The organism is Micromonospora sp. NPDC005291, assembly GCF_040607415.1.
Lineage (GTDB): Bacteria > Actinomycetota > Actinomycetes > Mycobacteriales > Micromonosporaceae > Micromonospora.
This window is the reverse complement of the sequence record NZ_JBEXGR010000024.1, coordinates 22,190-41,944: the sequence shown is the minus strand read 5'-3', so window position 1 is coordinate 41,944 and position 19,755 is coordinate 22,190. Positions and strand designations below refer to the sequence as shown.

At 71.3% G+C, this 19,755-nt stretch carries 23 protein-coding genes and 1 pseudogene; 10 read left to right on the top strand and 14 right to left on the bottom strand.

Features of this window, described 5'->3' with window-relative positions:
- Positions 1-155: 155 nt before the first annotated feature.
- From ABZT18_RS26445 to ABZT18_RS26420, 6 genes and pseudogenes are all read right to left on the bottom strand, one after another.
- A complete protein-coding gene (locus ABZT18_RS26445) occupies positions 156-1,340 on the bottom strand; it encodes an FAD-dependent oxidoreductase (protein ID WP_354996965.1) in 1,185 nt (394 codons plus the stop codon).
- Between the two features lie 82 nt (positions 1,341-1,422).
- Complete coding sequence (locus ABZT18_RS26440; protein ID WP_354997003.1) at positions 1,423-2,367, bottom strand: RNA polymerase sigma-70 factor; 945 nt, start codon at positions 2,365-2,367, stop codon at positions 1,423-1,425.
- 93 nt (positions 2,368-2,460) lie between these two features.
- Positions 2,461-3,633: pseudogene (locus ABZT18_RS26435) on the bottom strand (MFS transporter); the annotation flags it as partial.
- A 51-nt stretch (positions 3,634-3,684) separates the two neighbouring features.
- Positions 3,685-4,164, bottom strand: coding sequence for a hypothetical protein (locus tag ABZT18_RS26430; protein WP_354996966.1), 480 nt, complete (start codon positions 4,162-4,164; stop codon positions 3,685-3,687).
- A gap of 9 nt (positions 4,165-4,173) precedes the next feature.
- A complete protein-coding gene (locus ABZT18_RS26425) occupies positions 4,174-4,650 on the bottom strand; it encodes a GNAT family N-acetyltransferase (protein WP_354996967.1) in 477 nt (158 codons plus the stop codon).
- A 29-nt stretch (positions 4,651-4,679) separates the two neighbouring features.
- Entirely contained in the window at positions 4,680-5,264 is a 585-nt protein-coding gene (locus ABZT18_RS26420; protein ID WP_354996968.1) for a helix-turn-helix domain-containing protein, read from the bottom strand.
- A gap of 141 nt (positions 5,265-5,405) precedes the next feature.
- On the opposite strand from ABZT18_RS26420, the gene ABZT18_RS26415 reads away from it, so the two are divergent.
- The 4 genes from ABZT18_RS26415 to ABZT18_RS26400 all read left to right on the top strand — a co-directional run bounded on the left by ABZT18_RS26415 (position 5,406) and on the right by ABZT18_RS26400 (position 8,862).
- On the top strand, positions 5,406-6,425 hold the full coding sequence (locus ABZT18_RS26415) for an aldo/keto reductase (RefSeq protein WP_354996969.1): 1,020 nt from the start codon (positions 5,406-5,408) through the stop codon (positions 6,423-6,425).
- A gap of 47 nt (positions 6,426-6,472) precedes the next feature.
- Positions 6,473-7,027: a Uma2 family endonuclease gene (locus ABZT18_RS26410; RefSeq protein WP_354996970.1), complete on the top strand. Its 555-nt coding sequence runs from the start codon at positions 6,473-6,475 to the stop codon at positions 7,025-7,027.
- 528 nt (positions 7,028-7,555) lie between these two features.
- Complete coding sequence (locus ABZT18_RS26405; protein WP_354996971.1) at positions 7,556-7,825, top strand: hypothetical protein; 270 nt, start codon at positions 7,556-7,558, stop codon at positions 7,823-7,825.
- The gene (locus tag ABZT18_RS26400) at positions 7,825-8,862 is read left to right on the top strand and encodes a hypothetical protein (RefSeq protein ID WP_354996972.1); all 1,038 of its coding nucleotides are present in this window, start codon (positions 7,825-7,827) and stop codon (positions 8,860-8,862) included. Before ABZT18_RS26405 ends, ABZT18_RS26400 begins: the two co-directional genes overlap by 1 nt.
- A 15-nt stretch (positions 8,863-8,877) precedes the next feature.
- Here the strand turns inward: ABZT18_RS26400 and ABZT18_RS26395 are convergent, their stop codons facing one another.
- The 3 genes from ABZT18_RS26395 to ABZT18_RS26385 all read right to left on the bottom strand — a co-directional run bounded on the left by ABZT18_RS26395 (position 8,878) and on the right by ABZT18_RS26385 (position 11,056).
- Positions 8,878-10,038, bottom strand: a complete 1,161-nt coding sequence (locus ABZT18_RS26395; protein WP_354996973.1) for an acyl-CoA dehydrogenase family protein — start codon at positions 10,036-10,038, stop codon at positions 8,878-8,880.
- Between the two features lie 175 nt (positions 10,039-10,213).
- Positions 10,214-10,744, bottom strand: coding sequence for an SRPBCC family protein (locus tag ABZT18_RS26390; protein ID WP_354996974.1), 531 nt, complete (start codon positions 10,742-10,744; stop codon positions 10,214-10,216).
- Positions 10,745-11,056, bottom strand: coding sequence for a metalloregulator ArsR/SmtB family transcription factor (locus tag ABZT18_RS26385; protein WP_354996975.1), 312 nt, complete (start codon positions 11,054-11,056; stop codon positions 10,745-10,747). It lies immediately after the preceding gene.
- 99 nt (positions 11,057-11,155) lie between these two features.
- On the opposite strand from ABZT18_RS26385, the gene ABZT18_RS26380 reads away from it, so the two are divergent.
- A complete protein-coding gene (locus ABZT18_RS26380; protein WP_354996976.1) occupies positions 11,156-12,085 on the top strand; it encodes an LLM class F420-dependent oxidoreductase in 930 nt (309 codons plus the stop codon).
- 21 nt (positions 12,086-12,106) lie between these two features.
- Here ABZT18_RS26380 and ABZT18_RS26375 read toward each other — a convergent pair whose 3' ends face one another.
- Positions 12,107-12,544 carry a hypothetical protein gene (locus tag ABZT18_RS26375; protein ID WP_354996977.1) on the bottom strand — a complete coding sequence of 146 codons (438 nt, stop codon included), beginning with the start codon at positions 12,542-12,544 and terminating at the stop codon, positions 12,107-12,109.
- 119 nt (positions 12,545-12,663) lie between these two features.
- On the opposite strand from ABZT18_RS26375, the gene ABZT18_RS26370 reads away from it, so the two are divergent.
- Together ABZT18_RS26370 and ABZT18_RS26365 are read left to right on the top strand one after the other, a co-directional pair.
- The gene (locus ABZT18_RS26370) at positions 12,664-13,416 is read left to right on the top strand and encodes a hypothetical protein (protein WP_354996978.1); all 753 of its coding nucleotides are present in this window, start codon (positions 12,664-12,666) and stop codon (positions 13,414-13,416) included.
- Complete coding sequence (locus ABZT18_RS26365) at positions 13,413-14,681, top strand: FAD-binding protein (RefSeq protein ID WP_354996979.1); 1,269 nt, start codon at positions 13,413-13,415, stop codon at positions 14,679-14,681. The genes ABZT18_RS26370 and ABZT18_RS26365 overlap by 4 nt, the downstream gene beginning before the upstream one ends.
- A 99-nt stretch (positions 14,682-14,780) precedes the next feature.
- Here the strand turns inward: ABZT18_RS26365 and ABZT18_RS26360 are convergent, their stop codons facing one another.
- The 3 genes from ABZT18_RS26360 to ABZT18_RS26350 all read right to left on the bottom strand — a co-directional run bounded on the left by ABZT18_RS26360 (position 14,781) and on the right by ABZT18_RS26350 (position 16,610).
- Complete coding sequence (locus ABZT18_RS26360) at positions 14,781-15,920, bottom strand: site-2 protease family protein (RefSeq protein WP_355252703.1); 1,140 nt, start codon at positions 15,918-15,920, stop codon at positions 14,781-14,783.
- Between the two features lie 64 nt (positions 15,921-15,984).
- On the bottom strand, positions 15,985-16,404 hold the full coding sequence (locus ABZT18_RS26355; protein WP_354996981.1) for a PIN domain nuclease: 420 nt from the start codon (positions 16,402-16,404) through the stop codon (positions 15,985-15,987).
- The gene (locus tag ABZT18_RS26350) at positions 16,401-16,610 is read right to left on the bottom strand and encodes a type II toxin-antitoxin system VapB family antitoxin (protein WP_354996982.1); all 210 of its coding nucleotides are present in this window, start codon (positions 16,608-16,610) and stop codon (positions 16,401-16,403) included. The genes ABZT18_RS26355 and ABZT18_RS26350 overlap by 4 nt, the downstream gene beginning before the upstream one ends.
- Before the next feature lie 145 nt (positions 16,611-16,755).
- On the opposite strand from ABZT18_RS26350, the gene ABZT18_RS26345 reads away from it, so the two are divergent.
- Entirely contained in the window at positions 16,756-17,079 is a 324-nt protein-coding gene (locus ABZT18_RS26345; RefSeq protein WP_355252700.1) for a prolyl oligopeptidase family serine peptidase, read from the top strand.
- On the opposite strand, the gene ABZT18_RS26340 is transcribed toward ABZT18_RS26345, so the two are convergent.
- Entirely contained in the window at positions 17,001-17,855 is an 855-nt protein-coding gene (locus tag ABZT18_RS26340; protein ID WP_355252697.1) for an alpha/beta fold hydrolase, read from the bottom strand. The two genes, ABZT18_RS26345 and ABZT18_RS26340, sit on opposite strands and share 79 nt — an antisense overlap.
- Positions 17,856-18,015: 160 nt before the next feature.
- On the opposite strand from ABZT18_RS26340, the gene ABZT18_RS26335 reads away from it, so the two are divergent.
- Together ABZT18_RS26335 and ABZT18_RS26330 are read left to right on the top strand one after the other, a co-directional pair.
- Positions 18,016-18,915 (top strand): ABC transporter ATP-binding protein, encoded by a 900-nt coding sequence (locus tag ABZT18_RS26335; protein WP_355252694.1) that lies wholly within the window; start codon positions 18,016-18,018, stop codon positions 18,913-18,915.
- A gap of 1 nt (position 18,916) precedes the next feature.
- Positions 18,917-19,729, top strand: coding sequence for an ABC transporter permease (locus tag ABZT18_RS26330; protein WP_355252691.1), 813 nt, complete (start codon positions 18,917-18,919; stop codon positions 19,727-19,729).
- The last annotated feature ends 26 nt before the right edge of the window (positions 19,730-19,755 follow it).

Sequence of the window (19,755 nt, the reverse complement as noted above, 5' to 3'; positions counted from 1 at the left end):
AGGACGGCTCGGCCACGCCGAGCAGTATTGGGGATGCGAGGCGGCCGACCAGCGAGTGTCAATGCCGATATGGCTGAGCTGCAGCGTCCTGGCCGGTACCACCCGCGCGTATCAGTCGGGCTTGGCCCATACCGCGTACCTGGACGCATACCTCGTCACGAAATAGCGGTGGCGATCTCCGGTCGGGTCGCGGTGATGCGGCGGCGGCGCACCGGGTACGGCACCGGGTGGGAGATGCCCCAGGCGGCGCCCTTGCAGATGACCTCCTTGTAGCGGGCTGCGACCTTTCCCTTGAGGAGGGATGGCTTGGCCCGGTCGTCGGCGGTGACGTACTGGATGATGCCGTCGCGGCGGCCGAGGCTGATGCACTGGTTGTAGTAGCGCGGCGAAGTCTGGGGGATCTTCAGACCGGTCAGGCGCGCGGCGATGGCATCGGCGGCCTGCCAGGCCATCGGGACCCCCGAGGCGCAGGACATCCGCAGTGGCTTGCCGCCCGGCCCCTCGGCGAGTGCGGCGTCGCCCACCGCGTACACCTCGGGGTGTGAGACCGAGCGCATCGTGGTGTCGACGATGATCTGCCCGGTCGCCGCGACGGTCAGGGTCGTGGCGGCGGCGATGGGGTGGACGGCGAAGCCGGCCGTCCACACGGTGACCTGGGCCGGGATCACCCGGGCGTCGGTGGTGACCGCGCCGGTCGCCTCGACCCGTGCGATGTCGGTGTGCTCGTGGACGGTGATGCCGAGCCGATCGCAGACGACGCGCAGGTGCTGCTGCGCCTTCTCGTTGAGCCAGTCCCCGAGGCCGCTGCGTGCGGCGATCGCGACGTCGAGGTCGGGTCGGGCCTCCGCGATCTCGGTGGCAGCTTCGAGGCCGGTGAGGCCCCCGCCGACGACGAGCACGCTTCCGCCGGCCGCGAGCTGGTCGAGGCGGTCGCGCAGCCGCAGCGCCGAGGTCCGGCCAGCGATGTCGTACGCGTGCTCGGCGACACCGGGGACGCCGTGGTCCGCGGACGCACTGCCGAGGGCGTAGACGAGCGTGTCGTACGCGATCTCGTCGGTGCCCTGTTCGTCGAGGAGTGCCACGGTCCTGCGGTCGGCGTCGACGGCGGTGACCCGCGCAAGTCGCACCGTCACGCCGGTGCCCGCGTAGACGTCGCTGAGCGGGCGGCGCTTGAGGTCCTGCCCGGTGGCGACCTGGTGCATGCGGACCCGCTCGACGAAATCGGCGTCGGCGTTGACGACGGTGATCTCAGTGTCGCCGGGGTGCAGCCGCTTGGCGAGACGCCCGGCGGCGATGGCTCCGGCGTATCCGGCCCCGAGGACGACGATGCGGTGCTTCATGGTGTCACTCCTGTCTCGGTGGTGGTCGCTTCCTGAACCGGACAGCGACGCGATTCCTGACAGGAGGCGGCTATGACCTGGGTCACCAGACGCGGAGGAGGGGCTCCCCATGTTCGGAGGCGGCCCACTGCCGCGTGGCGCGTACAAGCTTGTCGGGGTTGACCTGGCTCTGGATGGCCGCGATACCCTCCGACGTCACCTCCAGGGATATGACGCCGAAGACCTGGCCGTCGATCACGACCACCACCGCAGGGCCGCCGTTGACGACTTCGGCGTAGAAGGCGGGGATGCCGCCCGCCACGTTCCTCTTGGCGTCGGTGGGCTTGAACAGGCCGCGCAGGAACCTCGCCACCGCCAGCGCGCCGACGACCGGCGTGGTCCGAGCCGGGATCTTGCCCCCGCCGTCACCGGTGCTCGTCACGTCGTCGGTCAGCAGCTCGACCAGCCGCTGGATCTCGCCGTTGTTGGCCGCTGTGAGGAACTCCGCGACGATCTTCCGCGCGGCGGCCCCGTCGACCTCCGCGCGGGCCCGGTCGCCCGCGACATGCTGTTTGGCGCGTCGGTAGATCTGCTGGCAGTTCGACTCGGTGACGCTGAGGATCTCGGCGATCTCGCCGTGCGAGTAGCCGAAGGCCTCCCGCAGCACGTACACCACCCGCTCCTTGGCCGACAGCCGCTCCATGAGGGTGAGCACCGCCATCGAGACCGATTCGCGCTGCTCGGCCGTGTCGAGCGGGCCGAGCATCCGGTCCCCGGCGAGGACCGGCTCGGGCAGCCACGTGCCCACATAGCTCTCGCGCCTGGCTCGCGCCGAGGTGAGCTGGTTGAGGCACAGGTTGGTGAGCACCTTCGTGAGCCACGCCTCGGGCGTCTCGACCCGCTCCCGGTCGGCGGCCTGCCAGCGCAGGAACGTGTCCTGGACGGCGTCCTCAGCATCGCTCGCCGAGCCCAGCAGGCGATAGGCGATCGCCTCCAGGCGAGCCCTGGAGTGCTGGAACAGCTCGACCTCGTCCGGACTGACCGACATGGTTCGACAGTATCCACGCGTGTCGCGCACCGCCTGACCGTCCCCAGGTGGGGGACAGCGTCCTGCTCGTCCAGCGTCTCCGACGGTCGACAGGTCGGGTCTCCCCCTGCCCGGTACACGGCGCGGGCGGTAGAGCGTGGCGGCCACGGTCGTCAGGCAGATCGCGACGGCGGCGAGGAGCGGCGGGCGGGCGCCGAGGTGGACGGCTGCGGAGCCGAGTGGGATCGCTGCGACGAGAGGCCCGAACATCGCGGTGTTGGCCGTCGCGGAGACCCTGCCCAGCAGCGCCGCCGGTGTGTGCGTCTGCACGGCGGTCACCGCCGCGACCAGGGTCCAGGGCAGGCCGACGCCCGCGACCACCGCGCCGATCACCGTGGCCGGCACCCACGGCACGCAACGTGCCAGACAACCGACCGCGAACAGCACCGTCCCGGCGACGCCGACGGCAATGGAACCTCGTCGGGCGATGAGCCGGCCGACGATCAGGCCACCGATGATGGAACCGGCGCCCTGCGCGCTGGCCAGCACACCGAGGAACGTCGTCGGTAGGCGCAGCTCCGAGATGACGATCGCGTAGATCGCCGCGGTCGTGAACCCGGACATGGCAATCGACACGGCCGCGAGCACGACCGGCACGCCCGTCGCACGCTGTCCGAACAGGACAGATAATCCGGTACGCAGGCCGCGACGCCGCTGCGTTGGCTGGTCGGGTGGCGTTCGGCGCAGACGCACCGCCGCGTACAGAATCGCGACCAGGACCGGCATGGCCGCGCTGAGTACGACGACCGCGTGACCGCCGCGCCATGCGTAGAGGCCCGCCCCGGCCAGTGGAGCGACGAGCTTCATGCCCTCCTGTGCGCTTGAGCGCCACCCGTTGACGTTGCCGAGTTCCGTCGGCGACAGCGCGGACGGCAGCAGCGCTGTCTCGCCGGCGTCGATCAGCACGTAGCTGACGCCGTAGGCGCACGAGACGACGAAGATGAGCCATGTCTGCCCTGGCCCCCGCACCGCGAGGAGTGCCAGCAGGGCGGCGGCCAACAGGAGGTTGACGGCGATGACCAGGGGTCGCCGGGGCGCCCGGTCGAGCAGGCCGCCCAGCCACGGGCCGGCGAGGACCGGGGCGTACACGCAGAGCCCGGCGAGGGCCGCGAGCCCGGTGGAGCCGGTGAGGTCCAGGATCCAGATGCCGGCCACCAGGGACATGGCGCTGCTGCCGAAGCCGGACAGCAGCGAGATCGCCACGAACAGTCCCGCGTTGCGACGCATGACTCAGATCCTCAAGCTTGAGCTTGGGGCAGGCAATAGCGTCGGTGTGCGTCAATGATCCGTTGACAAGGTGGCGTCAATCTTGGCCGCGGCAGCCCGGACGGGTGCCGGCAGTCGCTCGCCCGCTGCGGCGAGGTCAGTGGCGAGATGCAGGGCCAACGCGTACAGCGAGCCCGGGGCGGCATCCAGGGCAGCGTCCACCGTGCTCCGCACGAGCGCCGCTCGACGAAAACGTGTGTCCCACCGCTGGTCTGCGGCAATCCAACGCCCGAGGTCGGCCACGGCGGTCCGTAGTGCAGCGATTCGCGGTGCGAAGCGGAGGTCCAGGTGCTGCCGCCGCGACCACCGCGCCGCCACCAGGCGCTGCCGGCGCTGCTCCGCGGCCTGCCGGCTGCCGAGACCCAATGCTGTCGCTATCTGCGCCCACGTCGCGCCGTCGTGGCGCGCCCGATCGATGAGCGCCAACTCCTGCTCGTCCAGGCGGGCACGGGTAGCGCGAACCTCCGCCAACTGAGCCAGCTCCGACGTCATGTGTCAACGTTACATTGACGCCATGCCTGTCTCAGGGCGCTCCAGCCGGGCCGGCTCGCGCACCATGAACACGTCCACCGCATCCTCGGTCTCCAGCGTGAATCCGTGCCGCTCGTACAACCGCCGCGCCGGACTGCCCTGCAGCACGTTCAGCCGGAGCCGGGTGCCGTCACGGTCGCACTGGTCCAACAGCCCGCGCAGCACGGCCGTACCGATGCCGCTGCCCTGCAGGTGCGGGGCCAGGTAGAAGTGCTCCAGCCAGTGGGCGTCGGCGGCGGGCCGCAGCGCCACGCAACCGGCGAACGCGCCGCCCACCTCGACAACCCAGGTGTACGCCGCTGCGAAACCGTCCCGCAGGCGCTGCCGCACCCGCTGTTCGTCGTACCGCCCGAGCCGCTCCAGATCCGCCCGTAGCACCACAGCCCGCAACTCGGCCACCGCCTCGACGTCCATCACCGAGGCCGGTCGAATCTCCCAGTCCACCATGATCGCCAAGCTATCGCTGCCAGGCGGTTCTAGCGTTGGCGCAGCCCTGCGACGAGGAACCCGACCATGCGGCGCGCGTCATAGCGGGGATCGCCAGCGCCGATGCAGAGGTTGCCGACGCCACGCAGCAACTCCAAGGCATTCACGTCGGGGCGGATCTCGCCCGCCGTGGCGGCGGCGTCGAGCAGTTGGGCGCACACGGGCACCAGGCGGTCCAGGAAGTAGGCGTGCAGGGTCGCGAAGGCGGCGTTGTCGGACTGTAGCGCCTCGGCGAGGCCGTGCTTCGTGACCAGGAAGTCGACGAAGAGGTTGATCCATTGCGCCAGGGCAGCGTGCGGCGTGCTGCTGTCGGCCAGCAGCACCGGCCCGGCCTCCGCACACGCCTCGACCTGGTGTCGATAGACGGCGACGATGAGGTCGGCGCGCGTCGGGAAGTGGCGGTAGATCGTGCCGACACCGACGCCGGCCCTGGCCGCGATGTCGCGTACGGGCGTGTCGACGCCGGAGGCGACGAATGCCGCGGCGGCGGCGCTCAGCAGCGTCGCCTCGTTGCGCCGGGCGTCGGCTCGCTTCCGCGGGGCCGCTTGCCCTGATCCGCTGTCGATGTCGGCCACCGCGCCGTTACCTCCACCACTCCACTTGGCAAACGGAACAGCGTTCCGTATGGTTCTAGCGGAACACGGTTCCACTTGCCCAGCATGCCAGAGCAGGTGGGCCAGAGCCAAGCCACGCTCCCGTCTCATGGAGGAACAGTCATGCAGTACCGCACCTTGGGCCGCACCGGTGTGCAGGTCAGCACCCTCGTACTGGGCGCGATGAACTTCGGCCAACTGGGACGAACCACCCAGGAAGAGGCGACGGCGATCGTCGACGCCGCGCTGGAGGGCGGGATCAACCTGATTGACACCGCCGACATGTACGGCCAGGGCGAGTCGGAGGAGTTGGTGGGCAAGGCCATCGCCGGCCGTCGCGACGACATCGTGCTGGCCACGAAGGCGGCCATGCCCATGGGTGATGAGCGCAATCACCGGGGCAGCTCGCGCCGTTGGCTGGTCACCGAGCTGGACAACAGCCTGCGCCGCCTCGGCGTCGACCACGTCGACCTCTACCAGATCCACCGCTGGGACCCGACCACCAGCGACGAGGAGACGCTGTCGGCTCTGACCGATCTGCAGCGGGCGGGAAAGATCCGCTACTTCGGCTCCTCGACCTTCCCCGCGTACCGGCTCGTGCAGGCCGAATGGGCCGCGCGGGAAAATCACCTCAGCCGCTACGTCACGGAGCAGCCCAGCTATTCGATCCTGCAGCGCGGGGTCGAGGCCCACGTCCTGCCCGTGACCGAGCAGTACGGGCTCGGCGTGCTCGCGTGGAGCCCGCTGGCCTCGGGCTGGCTGTCGGGCGCGGTCCGTGCGGGCCGGGACATCACCACCAGCCGTTCGGCGATCCTGCCGGAGCGCTTCGACATCAGCATCCCAACAAACCAGGCCAGGTTGGACGCCGTCGAGCAGCTGGCCACAGTCGCCGACGAGGCCGGCCTCACCATGATCCAGCTCGCGCTCGGGTTCGTCACCGCGCACCCCGCCGTGACCAGCGCGATCATCGGCCCCCGCACCATGGATCACCTGCACTCGCAGCTCGCCGCCGCGGACACCGTCCTCACCGCCGACGTGCTCGACGCGATCGACGCGATCGTCGCGCCCGGCGTCGACCTTGCCGCACACGAAAAGTTCGACACCCCGCCCGCTCTGCTCGACGCGGCACAGCGACGTCGCTGATTCCACGCTGCCCGAGTCGGCGGAGCTGGTCGCCTAGGATGGGGTTCATGAGCGCTGAGGCTGTTGGCATGCACATGCCCGCCGTTGTGACGCTCGACGACGTGGCGGCGATGAACGCTGCCGATCCGAACGGTCACCGCTACGAGACCAGCCCCGAGGGGGTCCTGTCGGTCATGCCGCCGCCCGATTCGGAACACGCCATGATCGCCAGTCGCCTCTTCGCCTGGTTGATCATGGCCGGATGGCCCGCCGAACAGGTGCTCCAGGCGGCCGGTGTGCGCATCTCCGGACCGGACGGTGACGGCGGCCGCATTCCAGACCTCAGTGTTTGGCGTAAGCCGCCGACTCGCAGCGTCTGGGCAGCGGTCACCGACGTCGTACTCGTCGTGGAGATCGTCTCGCCAGGCTCAGAGGCGATGGACGCGGTGACCAAGGTGCGCGAGTACGCGTCGGCGGGGATACCGCAGTACTGGGTGGTCGACCGGGACGGCGCTCAGACGGTCACCCTGCACCGGCTCAGCGGGGACGGCGCCTACGAGGCGCGGGCACGGATGCCGCTGGCCTGGCTGCTCCAGACTGTCCCCGCCGACCATCTCGACTGAACGTCAGCGCCGACGGAAAGGGCCTGTCGTATCGTTCCGGCTCACCGCGCGGGCCTGGGCTGTGCGGGGCACCGCCTCCGAGTAACCACTGCGCCGAAGCCACACCAGCGCGGTGTCGCGATCCGGACTGGACGGTAAAGCCCCTGGTAGAGCACTGTTGGGGCAGGTGGAGGTAGACGGGTGGCGGGCCACATCCCAATCCTCCGGACCGGCGGGGACAACATCGTCCGCACCGGTGCCGCCCTCACACAGCCCGGCCTCGACGCGGCGGCGGTCACGGCACAGAAGCCGTGTCGATCACGCGTACGACCGTCCGTGGCTGCCACCGACACCCCTGCGGGCGCCCGCAGCGGTGCTTCCGCCCACGGGGAAAAGGACGTCAGCACCGCCGACAGTCAGGCGATGCCGCCCACTGGCCGTGCCTGCCGTCCCCGTGCCCCGCCGGCCTCTCGCACTGTGGACCCCGCCGGGTCCGGCGTCGCTCAACCGCGCGCCGAGCCCTGGCGATCGAGCCAGAAAGGGCCCGACATGGCCGCTCCCACCGCGACCGCAGCCTTGAACGCATCCGTCTTCGCGCCGGGTGACCAGATGCTGCTGACCGTCACCTACTCAGACGCCGACACCAAACCGCTGACCGTCACCATCGTGGTCACCGACGCGCAGGGCAACAGCAGCGCGCCGGTCAAGGTCACCGCGGTCATCGACCCGCTCACCGTGACCGTCACCGACAACTCCGGGCGTGCCTGGACCCGGGTCTCCGACAGCGGCTCCGTGGCCGTGTACCGGTCGGTGGCGTGATGCCCCGGGTCACGGCCCAGGTCCGCGACGCCGCCGGAAACACCGCGACGGCCACCGCCGACTACAGCCTGAGCCAGCCGGTGCTCGGTGGCTACTACCTGTCCGGCGGGGCCGATCCGACCGCCGACATGGCCGGCGGCAGCTTCCGGTCGCTCACCCAGTACCGCAGCTTCGCCGACGGTTACACCTTTCCCGGCTACAACCGGCCCTGGCTGATCAACCTGGGTAAGGCCGGGGTGCAGATGAACATGGTCCTTGAGCTGAAGCACTACGGCGCCCCGAACGCGGGGCCGCAGACCTTCACCGTGGACGTCACCAACTACACCGTGCCAGCGCCGTCGATGACCATCCAGCAGCGACCCGGCACCACCTGGCCGAGGGCGTACGGGTACGGCCAGGTGCTCAAGGGCCAGTGCGACGGGCTGTTCCACCGCGCGCTGGCGCAGTACCGGACGCTCGGCTTCGGGGTGAACATCCAGCTCGCCTCGGAGTTGGACACCGACCACGAGTTCGGCACCACCGAGGACGGCAAGGCGTACACCTGGGCCGAGTCGGACGCTCGGGCGGTGCAGGCGATGAACTACATCCTCACCTGGTTCAAGGCCCGGACGGTGCCCGCCGGGACGACCTTCTCGGTGGGGCTGGGCGGCTTCGACCGGGCCTGCTTCCAGCGCACCCACCCGGAGGCGCTGATGGCCCGACTCGACTTCCTCCAGTGGAACGCGTACGCCACCAACGCCAGCCACACCGCGCTGGCCCGGTTTCGCCGCACCAAGGACTGGGCGGTGGCGGACCTCGGCCCGGTGGCGCTGTCCCGGCCCGTGATCATCGCGGAGTGGGGAGTCAGGTCGGCCGAAATTCCGAACCAGTCGGCCTGGATCGCCACCGTGCCGGCGGCGATCGCCCAGCTCAACGCCGAGCGTGGGCCGCGGATCGTGCGGACCAACTACTTCAACTCCGGGTGGGGCACCCTGACGCCGAAGGCGGAAGGGTTGGCCGCGCTCCGGGCCGCGTACACCAAGCGGCCCTACGTCTGACCGAGCCGCCAGCGCTCAGTACGCCAGCTCGACCGAGCGGCCGAGCAGTTGAGTGCCGTTGTTGCCCAGCCAACCCTCGGCTGCCGCGGCGTGCTGGCTGAACGTGTGGATGTCCCGGAACCGGCGTTGCAGCGGCGCACCGTCCCGGGACGCCCCGCCGCCACCGGCCCGGTAGCAGGCGTCCACCGCGGCGGCGGTCCGCTCGGTCACCCAGGGCAGCGCGGCCGAGATCCGCGGGTGCAGCCGGGCCACCGCTGCCGGGTCGGTGGCGCAGGCGGCCCAGAGATCGTCGGCCAGGTCGCGCAGCAGCGCCCGCGCGGCCCGGACGTCGAGGTCGGCCCGGCCGAGCTGGATCCGGAAGGCCGGCGAGTCCGCCAGCGACTGGCGGGCGTAGAGCCGCTGCCGGCCGCCGGCCAACGATGCGACCATGTCGTCGAGTGCGCCCTGCGCGATGCCCACGGCCACCGCGCCGAGGTGCAGCACGAAGTGCACCAGCGGCGCGACGAAGCCCGGCCCGGGTACGCAGGGCACCCCGGTGAACAGGTCGAGGCTGTCGTCGGTGGGGCAGAACGCGTCGGTCACCTCGACGTCGTGGCTGCCGGTGCCGCGCAGGCCCAACGCGTGCCAGGTGTCGTGGACGGTGACCCGGTCGGCCGGGAAGAGCATCGAGCGCAGCTGCGGCGGCTCCCCGGCCGGCGGCTGTCCGGCGTCGGTCACCAGGCAGTTGCCGAAGATCCAGTCGGCGTGGCGGCTGCCGCTGGCGAACGCCCAGCGCCCGGTGACCCGGTAGCCACCGTCGGTCGGCTCGGCTCGGCCCTGCGGGGCGAAGCCTCCGGCCACCACCACGTCCGGGCCTTCGGCGTAGAGCTTGTCGAACCGTTCCCGGGGCAACATCGCCAGCAGGTGCGGTGTCTCGGCGCCGATCATCACGGTCCACCCGGTCGCCCCATCCGCCCGTGCCAGCGTCTCCAGCACCCGCAGCCCGGTGTGCAGGTCGGCCTCGTAACCGCCGTGGCTACGCGGCACGAACATCCGGAAGCAGCCGGCGGCGCGCAGCGCGTCGAGCAGGTCGGCGGGCAACCCCCGGGTCTGCTCGATCTCGCCGGCCCGTCGGGACAGCTCCGGGACCAGGTCCGCCACGGCCGTCGTCAGCCGGTCGCGGTGCTGAGCATCCATCGTCTCCTCCTCGCGTCCGCCGAGCCGTCGGTCGCGGCAGGCTCCGTCCAGCGTGGACGTTGTGGCCTCGCGGGCGGTAGAGGCGTCGGCACCGGATGACCAGGACACCCGTCGCCCGTGACGGCCCGGTCGGGGGAGGTGCGCGGCGCGTTCGCCGGTCAGCGGGTACGGCAGGTCAGCTCTCGCCGAGTCGTTCGGCGTACGCGTCGCGCAACTCGGGCCAGCCGAAGTCCCTGGCCTCGGCACCCCGGATCGGGCCGACCGGGTCGCCGTCGAGCAGCCGGTCGGCCACGTCGAGGCAGAGGTGCCAGCCGGCCGCGACCATCGGCAGCATGCCCCGATCGGCGACCGTGTGCCGCAGGGTGAGTCGGGTGCCGGTGCCCAGCGGGCTCAGCTCCCAGCGCAGCAGGTCGTCGCCCCAGGTGTACTCCAGCACGTGCGGCGGCTCGGCACGCCGTACGCCCGCCGCGGTCGGTGTGGTGGTCTCCCCGTCGACCATGGTGAGCACCACGGCCCCGGGGGAGTCGAGGTTCCGGTCGGCGAGGAAGGGCGCCCACTCGGCGAGTCGGGCCGGGTCGGTCAGCGCCGCCCAGACGGTGGCCGGCGGATGCCGAAGGTCGCGGACGAAGACCAGGGTGACGCCGTCCTCGGCGGGTTCGGCGCGCACCTCGGCGGGTGGGCTGGGGCGGAACGCGTCGCGGTCCATTCACTGCTCCTGACTGTCGAGGTGCTGTTCCAGGGCGTCCAGATGCCGGTCCCACAGCCGGCGGTACGGGGCCAGCCACCCGTCGACCGCCCGCAGCGGGCCCGGGTCGAGGCGGTAGATCCGTTGCCGGGCGGCGATCCGGCAGGAGACGAAGCCGGCCTCGCGGAGCACGCGCAGGTGTTTGGAGACGGCCGGCTGGCTGACCCCGAGGTTGTCCACCAGTTGGCCGACGCTGTGCTCCGCGTCCCGGAGCTGGTCGAGGATCCGACGCCGGGTGGGCTCGGCGAGGACCGTGAAGGAGTCGAGGGACACGGAAGCCAATATGCCCCTCGGATCATATGTCCGTCAAGGCATATGCGGCGGTGCGCCCGTCCCGGAGCGGCACCGGAGTCAGATCCCTATGCTCGGATCATGGAACTGCGGATCTTCACCGAACCTCAGCAGGGTGCCACCTACGACCAGTTGCTCGCCGTCGCCCGCTGCGCCGAGGATGCCGGCTACGGTGCGTTCTTCCGGTCCGACCACTACCTGATGATGGGTGACGTGACCGGCGAGCCCGGCCCCACCGACGCGTGGACCACGCTGGCCGGCCTGGCCCGGGACACCAGCCGCATCCGGCTCGGCACGTTGATGACCGCCGCCACCTTCCGGCTGCCCGGCCCGCTGGCGATCACCGTGGCGCAGGTCGACCAGATGAGCGGCGGCCGGGTCGAGCTGGGCATCGGCACCGGTTGGTACGCCGAGGAGCACACCGCGTACGGCATCCCGTTCCCACCGCTGGCCGAGCGGTTCGACCGGCTGGAGGAGCAGCTCGCGGTCATCACCGGGCTCTGGTCCACGCCGCCGGGGGAGCGGTTCGATCACGCCGGGCGGTACTACCCGGTCAGTGACTCGCCCGCACTACCCAAGCCCGTGCAGCAGCCGCGCCCACCGATCCTGCTCGGCGGGACGGGCCCGAAGCGCACTCCCCGCCTGGCTGCCCGCTACGCCGACGAGTTCAACCTGCCGTTCGCCTCGGTGCCGGACACGGCGGCGCAGTTCGACAGGGTCCGCGCGGCCTGCGTCGAGATCGGCCGGGACCCGGCCGAGATGGTCTGGTCCAACGCCCTGGTGCTCTGCTGCGGGCGCGACGACGCCGAGGTGGCCCGCCGGGCCGCCGCCATCGGCCGTGAACCGGACGAGCTGCGGGCCAACGGTCTGGCCGGGACCCCTGGCGAGGTCCTGGAGACCATTGGTCGGTACAGGGAGATCGGTAGTGAGCGGCTCTACCTCCAGGTGCTGGACCTCAGCGATCTGGAGCACCTTGAGCTGGTCGCCAACGAGGTGATGGCGAAGCTCTGAGCCGGGGCGTGGTGCCGCCGGTCAGGCGTCGCGGTGAGCGCCGGCGCCCGTCCCGATCGCGTTCGGGTCGCGCAGCACGGTGTCCAGTCGCCCGTCCCCATCACTGTCCACATAGGTGATGTCGGGGATCCCGTCGCCGTCCACGTCGATCTGGACGATGTCGGCGACGCCGTCGCCGTCGAGGTCGGTGACCACCTCCACCGAGCCGTCCAGGTGCCGGGTCACAATCGACTGTGCCCCGGCACCGGGCGCGCGCGGCGCCGGCCCGGGTGTCGGCACCGGCGTCGGGGCCGGCGCGGGTGCCGGTGTGGGTCGGGGGCCGGGCGTGGGCGCCGGATGGCTCGGCAACCCGCTGGCCGGCGGCGCGCTGGCCTGCTCGACCTCGGTGCCGGTGGGGTCCAGCTCCTCCTCGGAGGGGAAGACATCGCCCCGTAGGGCCGGATCACGGTAGCTGCTCATGCGCGTAGGGTTCCCCGACGATGACGAGAACAACCGTGCCCGATCGACCGGTGTCCTCGGTGCCCGGTTTGGCGGAAGATGCTGGGACCGACGCCACGGTCATGAACGGGGGTCCGAGCGTGGAACTACGCCGGAATCGGGGCGCCCTGGTGCTCGCCCTGGTCTGCGTACTCGGTGGGGTGGTGTTGCTGGCGTTGCCGCGCGACGGCGCCCTGCTACGGATGGTCATCGCGGTGGGCGCTGTTGCGCTCGGCGTGGTGGCGCTGGTCAGCGCGCTGCGACCGTTCCGGTTCGGGATCGGCGCGGAGGGGCTCACCATCCGACGGCCCGGCCTACGCCGGGTGATCCGGTGGGCCGAGGTCGACGCGCTGATCCTCGACGAGCCACCCCGGCGCGACGGCCGTCCGGAGCCGCCGAGGCTGCTGCTGGTGCCCGTGCCGGGTGTGACGGTTGAGCCGGTGACCGCCCGCCATCCGATCGACGGCCGCCCCGCCATCGAGTTGCTCGTCCTCGACCAGGTCCGCGAGCGGCCCGAGCAGGTGTCCGCCGCGCTCACCCGCTACGCCGGTGACCGTTTCGTCGACCTGCCCACTCTGCGCGGCGCCGCCTTCGCCGACCCGGACCTCCCCGCCAGCCTGCGCGGCTACCAGATGAACCGGGTCGACCAGCTGATCCGGCGTGGCCAGGACGCCCTGGTGTCCGGGGACGCGCCGACCCGGCAGGCAGCCCGGGGCGAGATCGAACGCGCCTGCGCGGCTGGCCTGCCGGTCGCTCAGCGTGGCTATGGCGGGCTCCAGACGGATATGGCTCTGGGCGCCCTAGTCGTCGCGTTGGCCGACCACAAGTCCACCGATCGGGAGACCGCCACATGACCGCGCAGGGGCAGAGCGACGCATCGGGCGTCGTGCCGCGCCACAACTGGGCCCGCAACGTGCGGTACGCGGCGCGCGCGTTCCACCGACCCACCTCCATCGACGAGCTGCGCCGCCTGGTCGCCGGCAGCACCCGGATCCGGGCGGTGGGCAGCGGGCACTCCTTCAACCGCTTCGGCGACACCGTCGGTGACCTGGTCACGCTCGCCGGGCTGCCACCGGTGGTCGATGTGGACCCCGAGCGTGGGCAGGTCACCGTGAGCGGCGCGATGCGTTACGGCGACGTCGCCCAGCAACTGCACACCCAGGGGAACGCGCTGGCCAACCTCGCCTCGCTGCCGCACATCTCGGTGGCCGGCGCGGTGGCCACCGCCACCCACGGCTCCGGTCAGACCCACGGCAACCTGGCCACCTCCGTCGCCGCCCTGGAGCTGGTCACCGCCGACGGCGACCTGCTGCACGTCGACCGCGACGACGACGCGTTCACTGGCATGGTGGTCGGGCTCGGCGCGCTCGGCCTGGTCGCCCGGGTCACCCTGGACGTGGTGCCAACCTTCACGCTGCGCCAGTACGTACGCCTCGACCTGCCCCGGGAGGCGTTGGACGAGGCGCTCGGCTCGGCGTACAGCGTGAGTGTCTTCACCGACTGGCGTACGCCCCGGCTGCGTGAGGTGTGGCGCAAGCAGGTGGCGGACCAGCCGCCGCCCCCGGCGGACTGGCTCGGCACCACGGCCGCCGACGAGCCACGGCACCCGGTGCTCGGGATGCCGGCGGAGAACTGCACCCCGCAGCTCGGCGAGCCGGGCCCGTGGCACGAGCGGCTGCCGCACTTCAAGCTCGGCTTCACCCCGAGCAGCGGCGACGAGCTGCAGTCCGAGTACCACGTGCCGCGGACGGCGGCGGCCGACGCGCTCGCCGCGCTGGACGACGTGGCGCACCTGATCGCTCCGGTGCTGCAGGTGTCCGAGTTGCGCACGGTGGCGGCGGACGAGCTGTGGCTCAGCCCGAACCACCGGCGGGACAGCTTCGTGCTGCACTTCACCTGGACCGACGACACCGCAGCCGTGCTGCCGGTGGTGGCCGCGGTGGAGGAGCGGCTGGCACCGTTCGCGCCCCGCCCACACTGGGGCAAGGTCTTCGTCACCGACCCGGCTGAGCTGGCCGCCCGCTACCCGCGCCACGCCGACTTCACCGCCCTGCTGACCGACCTGGACCCGAAGCAGAAGTTCGGAACCAACCTGCTAAACCACTACTTCCCCCGCTAACCCCCGTTGACCTCCCCGCTGCCCCCACCCCGTTGACCTCCCCGTTGATCATGAAGTTATTGCCGCCTGGCGCGGCGTGTCGGCGCAATAACTTCATGATCAACGGGATGGGTTGGGGGTGCGGAGGGTGCTGCGTTGGACGGCGCGGCTGATGTCGCTGGGGGAGACTATTCCGGTTAGGCGGCCGTCGTCCGTCACCACCAGGGCGCGGCCGTCGGCGCACTCGCTGAGCCGGGGGAGCAGGTCGTTGAGCTGTTCACCCGGCTGGGCCAGGACCAGCTGGTCGGCCCGGCAGGCAACCTCAGCGAGGGTGGTCGACGCCCGCCGCTCGGGCGGTACGCCCCGCACACGGTCGACGGTGACCAGGCCGGTCGGCCGGCCCTCCTCGGTCAGCGGCAGCGCCGAATGCCGGTACGCGAACAGGTAGTGGTCGACGAAGTCGGCGACCGTCATCTCCGCCGAGGCGGTCTGCGGCTGCGGGGTCATGACGTCGCCTACCCGAATTCCGCGCAGCGCGCTCCCGGTGCGGGCCTGCCGCTCCTCCATCCCGGCCGCGCCGATCAGGAACCAGCCGATCAGCGCCAACCAGAGCCCACCGAAACCGACCCCGGACAGGAACTGCCACAGCCCGAGCCCGATCAGCAGCACCCCCAGCACCCAGCCAGCCCGGGCGGCGACCACGGACGCCCGGGTCCGGTCACCGGTGGCCTTCCACACGGCGGCGCGCAGCAGCCGGCCGCCGTCCAGGGGCGCGGCCGGAAGCACGTTGAAGATGGCCAGCAGCACGTTGATGCCGGCCAGCCACGCCACCGCCCCGAGCAGCAACCCGCCCTGCCCGGCCAGCGCGAGCAGCGCGGCTATGGCGCCGAAGAACGCCCCGATCAGCAGGCTGACCAGCGGGCCGACGCCCGCGATTCGCAGCTCCGCGCCCGGGTCGCGCGGCTCGCCCTTCAGCTCGGCCACGCCGCCGAACAGCCAGAGCGTGATGCCGTCGACCGTCAGCCCGTTGCGCTTGGCGACCACCGCGTGCGACACCTCGTGGGCAAGCAGGCCGACGAAGAAGACCACCGCCGCGGCCAGCCCGGCCAGGGTGTACGCCACGGGCGAGCGATCGGGGTACGAGCGGGGGAACTGGTTGGCGGCCAAAGCCCACGCGATCAGCGCAAAGATGACCAGAACGCTCCAGTTGACGCCAACCGGCACTCCTGCGACCCGGCCAAGCCGGAAGCTCGCCCTCATCCCGCGGAGATACCCACGAAGCTCGCAGGCATGCCGGGAAAGCAGGTCCCGGACAAGCGCGTGATCAGTCAGCGGTGCCGGGCGGGACGACCCAGGTGCTGGGTTGCCCAGTGATCGCGGTGATCAGGTCGAAGTCGCCGTCGTAGTGCAGGAGGGTGACGCCGTGTCGCTCGGCCGTGGCGGCGATCAGCAGATCCGCCATGGACAGCGCCCGGTGGTTGCCCTTGTGCAGAGCCTGCACCTGCACGTCGACCGCTCGATCCCAGACCTCGTCGGGCATCGACAGCCACCGGAAGCCGCCCAGCAACCACCGGGCACGCTGCGCATCTTTGGCAGTGCGGGCACTGTGAATGACTTCTATCTCGACCGCTCCGCACACGGCGAGCAGCCCTCGGTCGGAGAGCTCACCGAGCACCGGAGCCACTCGGCGTTTGGGCCAACGGGCGAGGGCTGACTTGTCCAGCAGGTAATGCTCGTGACTCACGCCGCGTCCGGCTTGGCGGTCTCGACAGGGCCTGTCAGATCGGGTAGCCCACCGCTCTTGAGCCAGTCGGCGAACTGCCGCCGCTTCTCCCGGTCGACGACAGCCTTGAGGGCGGCGTTGACGGTGGCCTTCTTCGTCGTGGTGCCCAGGATCTTGCCGGCTTCGGCGAGTAGTTCGTCATCGACATCAAGGATCGTCCGGCTCACGGTGCCTCCTCAGGTGGGCGATCATCGTCGATGATATCAATCAAGCGCGAAATTGATATCAAGCCCCGCTGAGTCGCCATGCTGACATCTGAATGCGGCCGCGAGTCGCCCGTCGGAATAGTTGCGAGGGTGGCAAGGCTGACCGATGACGGCGATGACCCGTACCTTCCGGTCGTACCCGCCGGCCCTGCTCATCACCTCGACCCGGGACGACCGGGTGCATCCCGGGCACGCCCGCAAGATGGCGGCCCGGCTGCGCGAGGACGGTCACGAGGTGGCCTACTACGAGTTCGTCGATGGTGGACACGGCGCAGCGGCGACCAACGAACAGCGGGCCTTCCTCTGGGCGCTGACGTTGGAGTTCCTCTGGCGGAAGCTGGGCGCGACGGCTCAGCGGCGGGGGGCCTCGCTGGCGATTGTCGCCTCCCGGGGCAGTGCCGCCGCGCGGAGCGCCCAGTCCAGCGCGTAGTCGGCGACCGCCTCCCAGCCGTCCTGCCCGACGGTGAAGTGCGAGCGTCCGGGAAACTCCTCGTACGCGGTGAGCGCCCGGGACTTCTGGTAGAGACCCGCGTTGGAGCGCACGACCGTCGCCGGCACCACATGATCGGCGCCCCCGCCCATCAGCAGCAGCGGCGCGCGGTCGTTGCGGCCGTTGTCCACCTTGGCGGGCGAGGTCGGGTCGAGGTTGGCGAACGCGCTCTCGAAGAGCACCCGACCGGCACCCGGGACGGCGTAGCGCTGCCAGGCCCGGTCGGAGTCCTCGCGGCTCATCGTGTTGCCGAAGGCATAGGCGAATTCGTCCGGGGTGAACGGGACGGCCTTCTGCCGGTTGGCCGGGTTGCGCAGGATCGAGAACGCGGAGCGTAGCTGGCTCAGTGGCAGTTTGAGCACCCCCTTCACCGCCGCGGGGTGCACTCCGACGCCGGCCGCGCCGAGGCCTCGGTCGACCAGGAGTTGGGTGAACAGCCCGCCGAACGAGTGACCCATGATGATCGGCGGTCGGGGCAGCGCCCGGATGATCCGGTCGTAGTGCGCGACAGCCGTCGCGACGCTCTGCTGGGCGATGGGGCCGGGATCGTCGCGCAACTGCTCCACGGGCAGGTCCATGCCGGGCCAGGCGGGGGCGATGACGTGCATGCCACGCCTGGTGTACCGCTCGACCCACCCCTCCCAACTGCGCGGGGTCATCCACAGCCCGTGGATCAGCACGACCGTGTCGACCTGGCCCTGCGGCGTGGTACCCATCGCGTCCTCCCGGTGTCGTCGCGTTCGGCCCGGCGGTTACCCGTTGCCGGGCGCGGAATTCCTCGGCCCGCAAGATCGGCTCGGCCCCTGACAAATGTCACGGCCGGGACGTGACGACCGCTCCGGGCATCGGAGTACGCGCCGCTGGAGCATCAGTGACATGACCAGTACGCATCCGGCTGTCGAGTTGGACGGCCTCACCAAGACCTTCGGCGCGGTGACCGCGGTCGACGGGTTGAGCCTGCGGGTGCAGCCCGGCGAGGTGGTGGCCTTCCTCGGCCCGAACGGCGCGGGCAAGACCACCACCATCGACATGCTGCTCGGGCTGGCCCGCCCGGACGCGGGCACCGTCCGTATCCTCGGCGGCACTCCGGACAACGCGGTGGCCCGGGGTCGGGTCGCCGCCGTGCTCCAGACCGGCGGGCTGCTCAAGGACCTCACGGTGGGCGAGACGGTCCAGATGACCGCCCACTTCTACCGGCACACCCGCCCGGCCGCCGAGGTGCTGGAGCGGGCCGGCATCGCCGACATCACCGATCGTGTGGTCGGGCGCTGCTCCGGCGGCCAGCAGCAGCGACTGCGCTTCGCGCTGGCCCTGCTGCCCGACCCGGATCTGATGGTGCTCGACGAGCCGACCACCGGCATGGACGTCGAGGGCCGGCGGGACTTCTGGCAGGCCCTTCGCCGTGACGCCCGCGCCGGACGGACCGTCATCTTCGCCACCCACTACCTGGACGAGGCGGACGCGTACGCCGACCGGATCGTGCTGGTCCGGCAGGGGCGCATCGTCGCCGACGGCACCACCGCGGAAATCAAGAACCTGGCCGCCGGCCGTACGGTGCGGGCCACCCTGCCCGGCGCCGACCAGGCCGCGCTCGCCGCGCTGCCTGGCGTGGACGCCGTGGAGGTACGCGGCGACAGCGTGCTGGTGCGTACCGGCGACTCGGACGCGATCGCCCGGCACCTGCTCACCCGGACCAACGCCCGGGATGTGGAGATCACCTCCCGCAACCTCGAGGACGCCTTCCTCGCCCTGACCACCGCGCACACCGGAGCCTGAGATGACCACCCTGCCGGCCACCCCCACCCCTGTCACCGCCCGTGCCGATGAGCCGGACCGTCGGCTGCCCGCCCTGGGCGGGTTCGCCCCGGGCGTCCTGCGCATCGAGCTGCGCCGGGTGCTGCGCAACCGCCGCACCCTCGCCTTCACGCTGATCATGCCGGGCGTCTTCTTCCTCATCTTCGGCCTGCCACAGGGCGGGCAGCTGCTGGACAACGGCCGCCCGGTGACGGCGTACGTCATGATCAGCCTGGCCGTGTACGCGGCCATGGTGGCGACCACCAGCGCCGGTGGCGCGGTGGCCACCGAGCGGGCGCTGGGCTGGAGCCGGCAGCTGCGGCTCACCCCCTTGCGCCCGACCGCGTACGTGGCCACCAAGCTGATCACCGCGATGACCCTCGGGCTGCTCGCGGTCGTGGTCGAGTTCCTGGTGGGCGCCGCGGCCGGGGTCCGCATCCCGGTGTACGTCTGGCTGCTGTCCGGGCTCGCCGCCTGGATCGGGTCGCTGGTCTTCGCCGCGTTCGGTCTGTTCATCGGCTACCTGGTGCCGGCCGAGAACGTCATGCAGTTCATCGGCCCGATCCTGGCCGTGCTGGCCATGTTCGGCGGGCTGTTCGTCCCGGTCGAGGTGCTGCCGGAGGTGCTCCAGCAGGTCGCGAAGTTCACCCCGGTGTACGGCATGGGCGTGCTGGCCCGTGCCCCGCTGACCGGCGAGGGGGTGAGCGCGGCGGCGGTGGCGAACCTCGTCGTCTGGGCGCTGGTCTTCGGCGTCGGTGCGGCCCGGCTGTTCCGCCGGGACACCGCGCGGGTCTGACCGGCGCGACGGCTAGCGTGAACCCG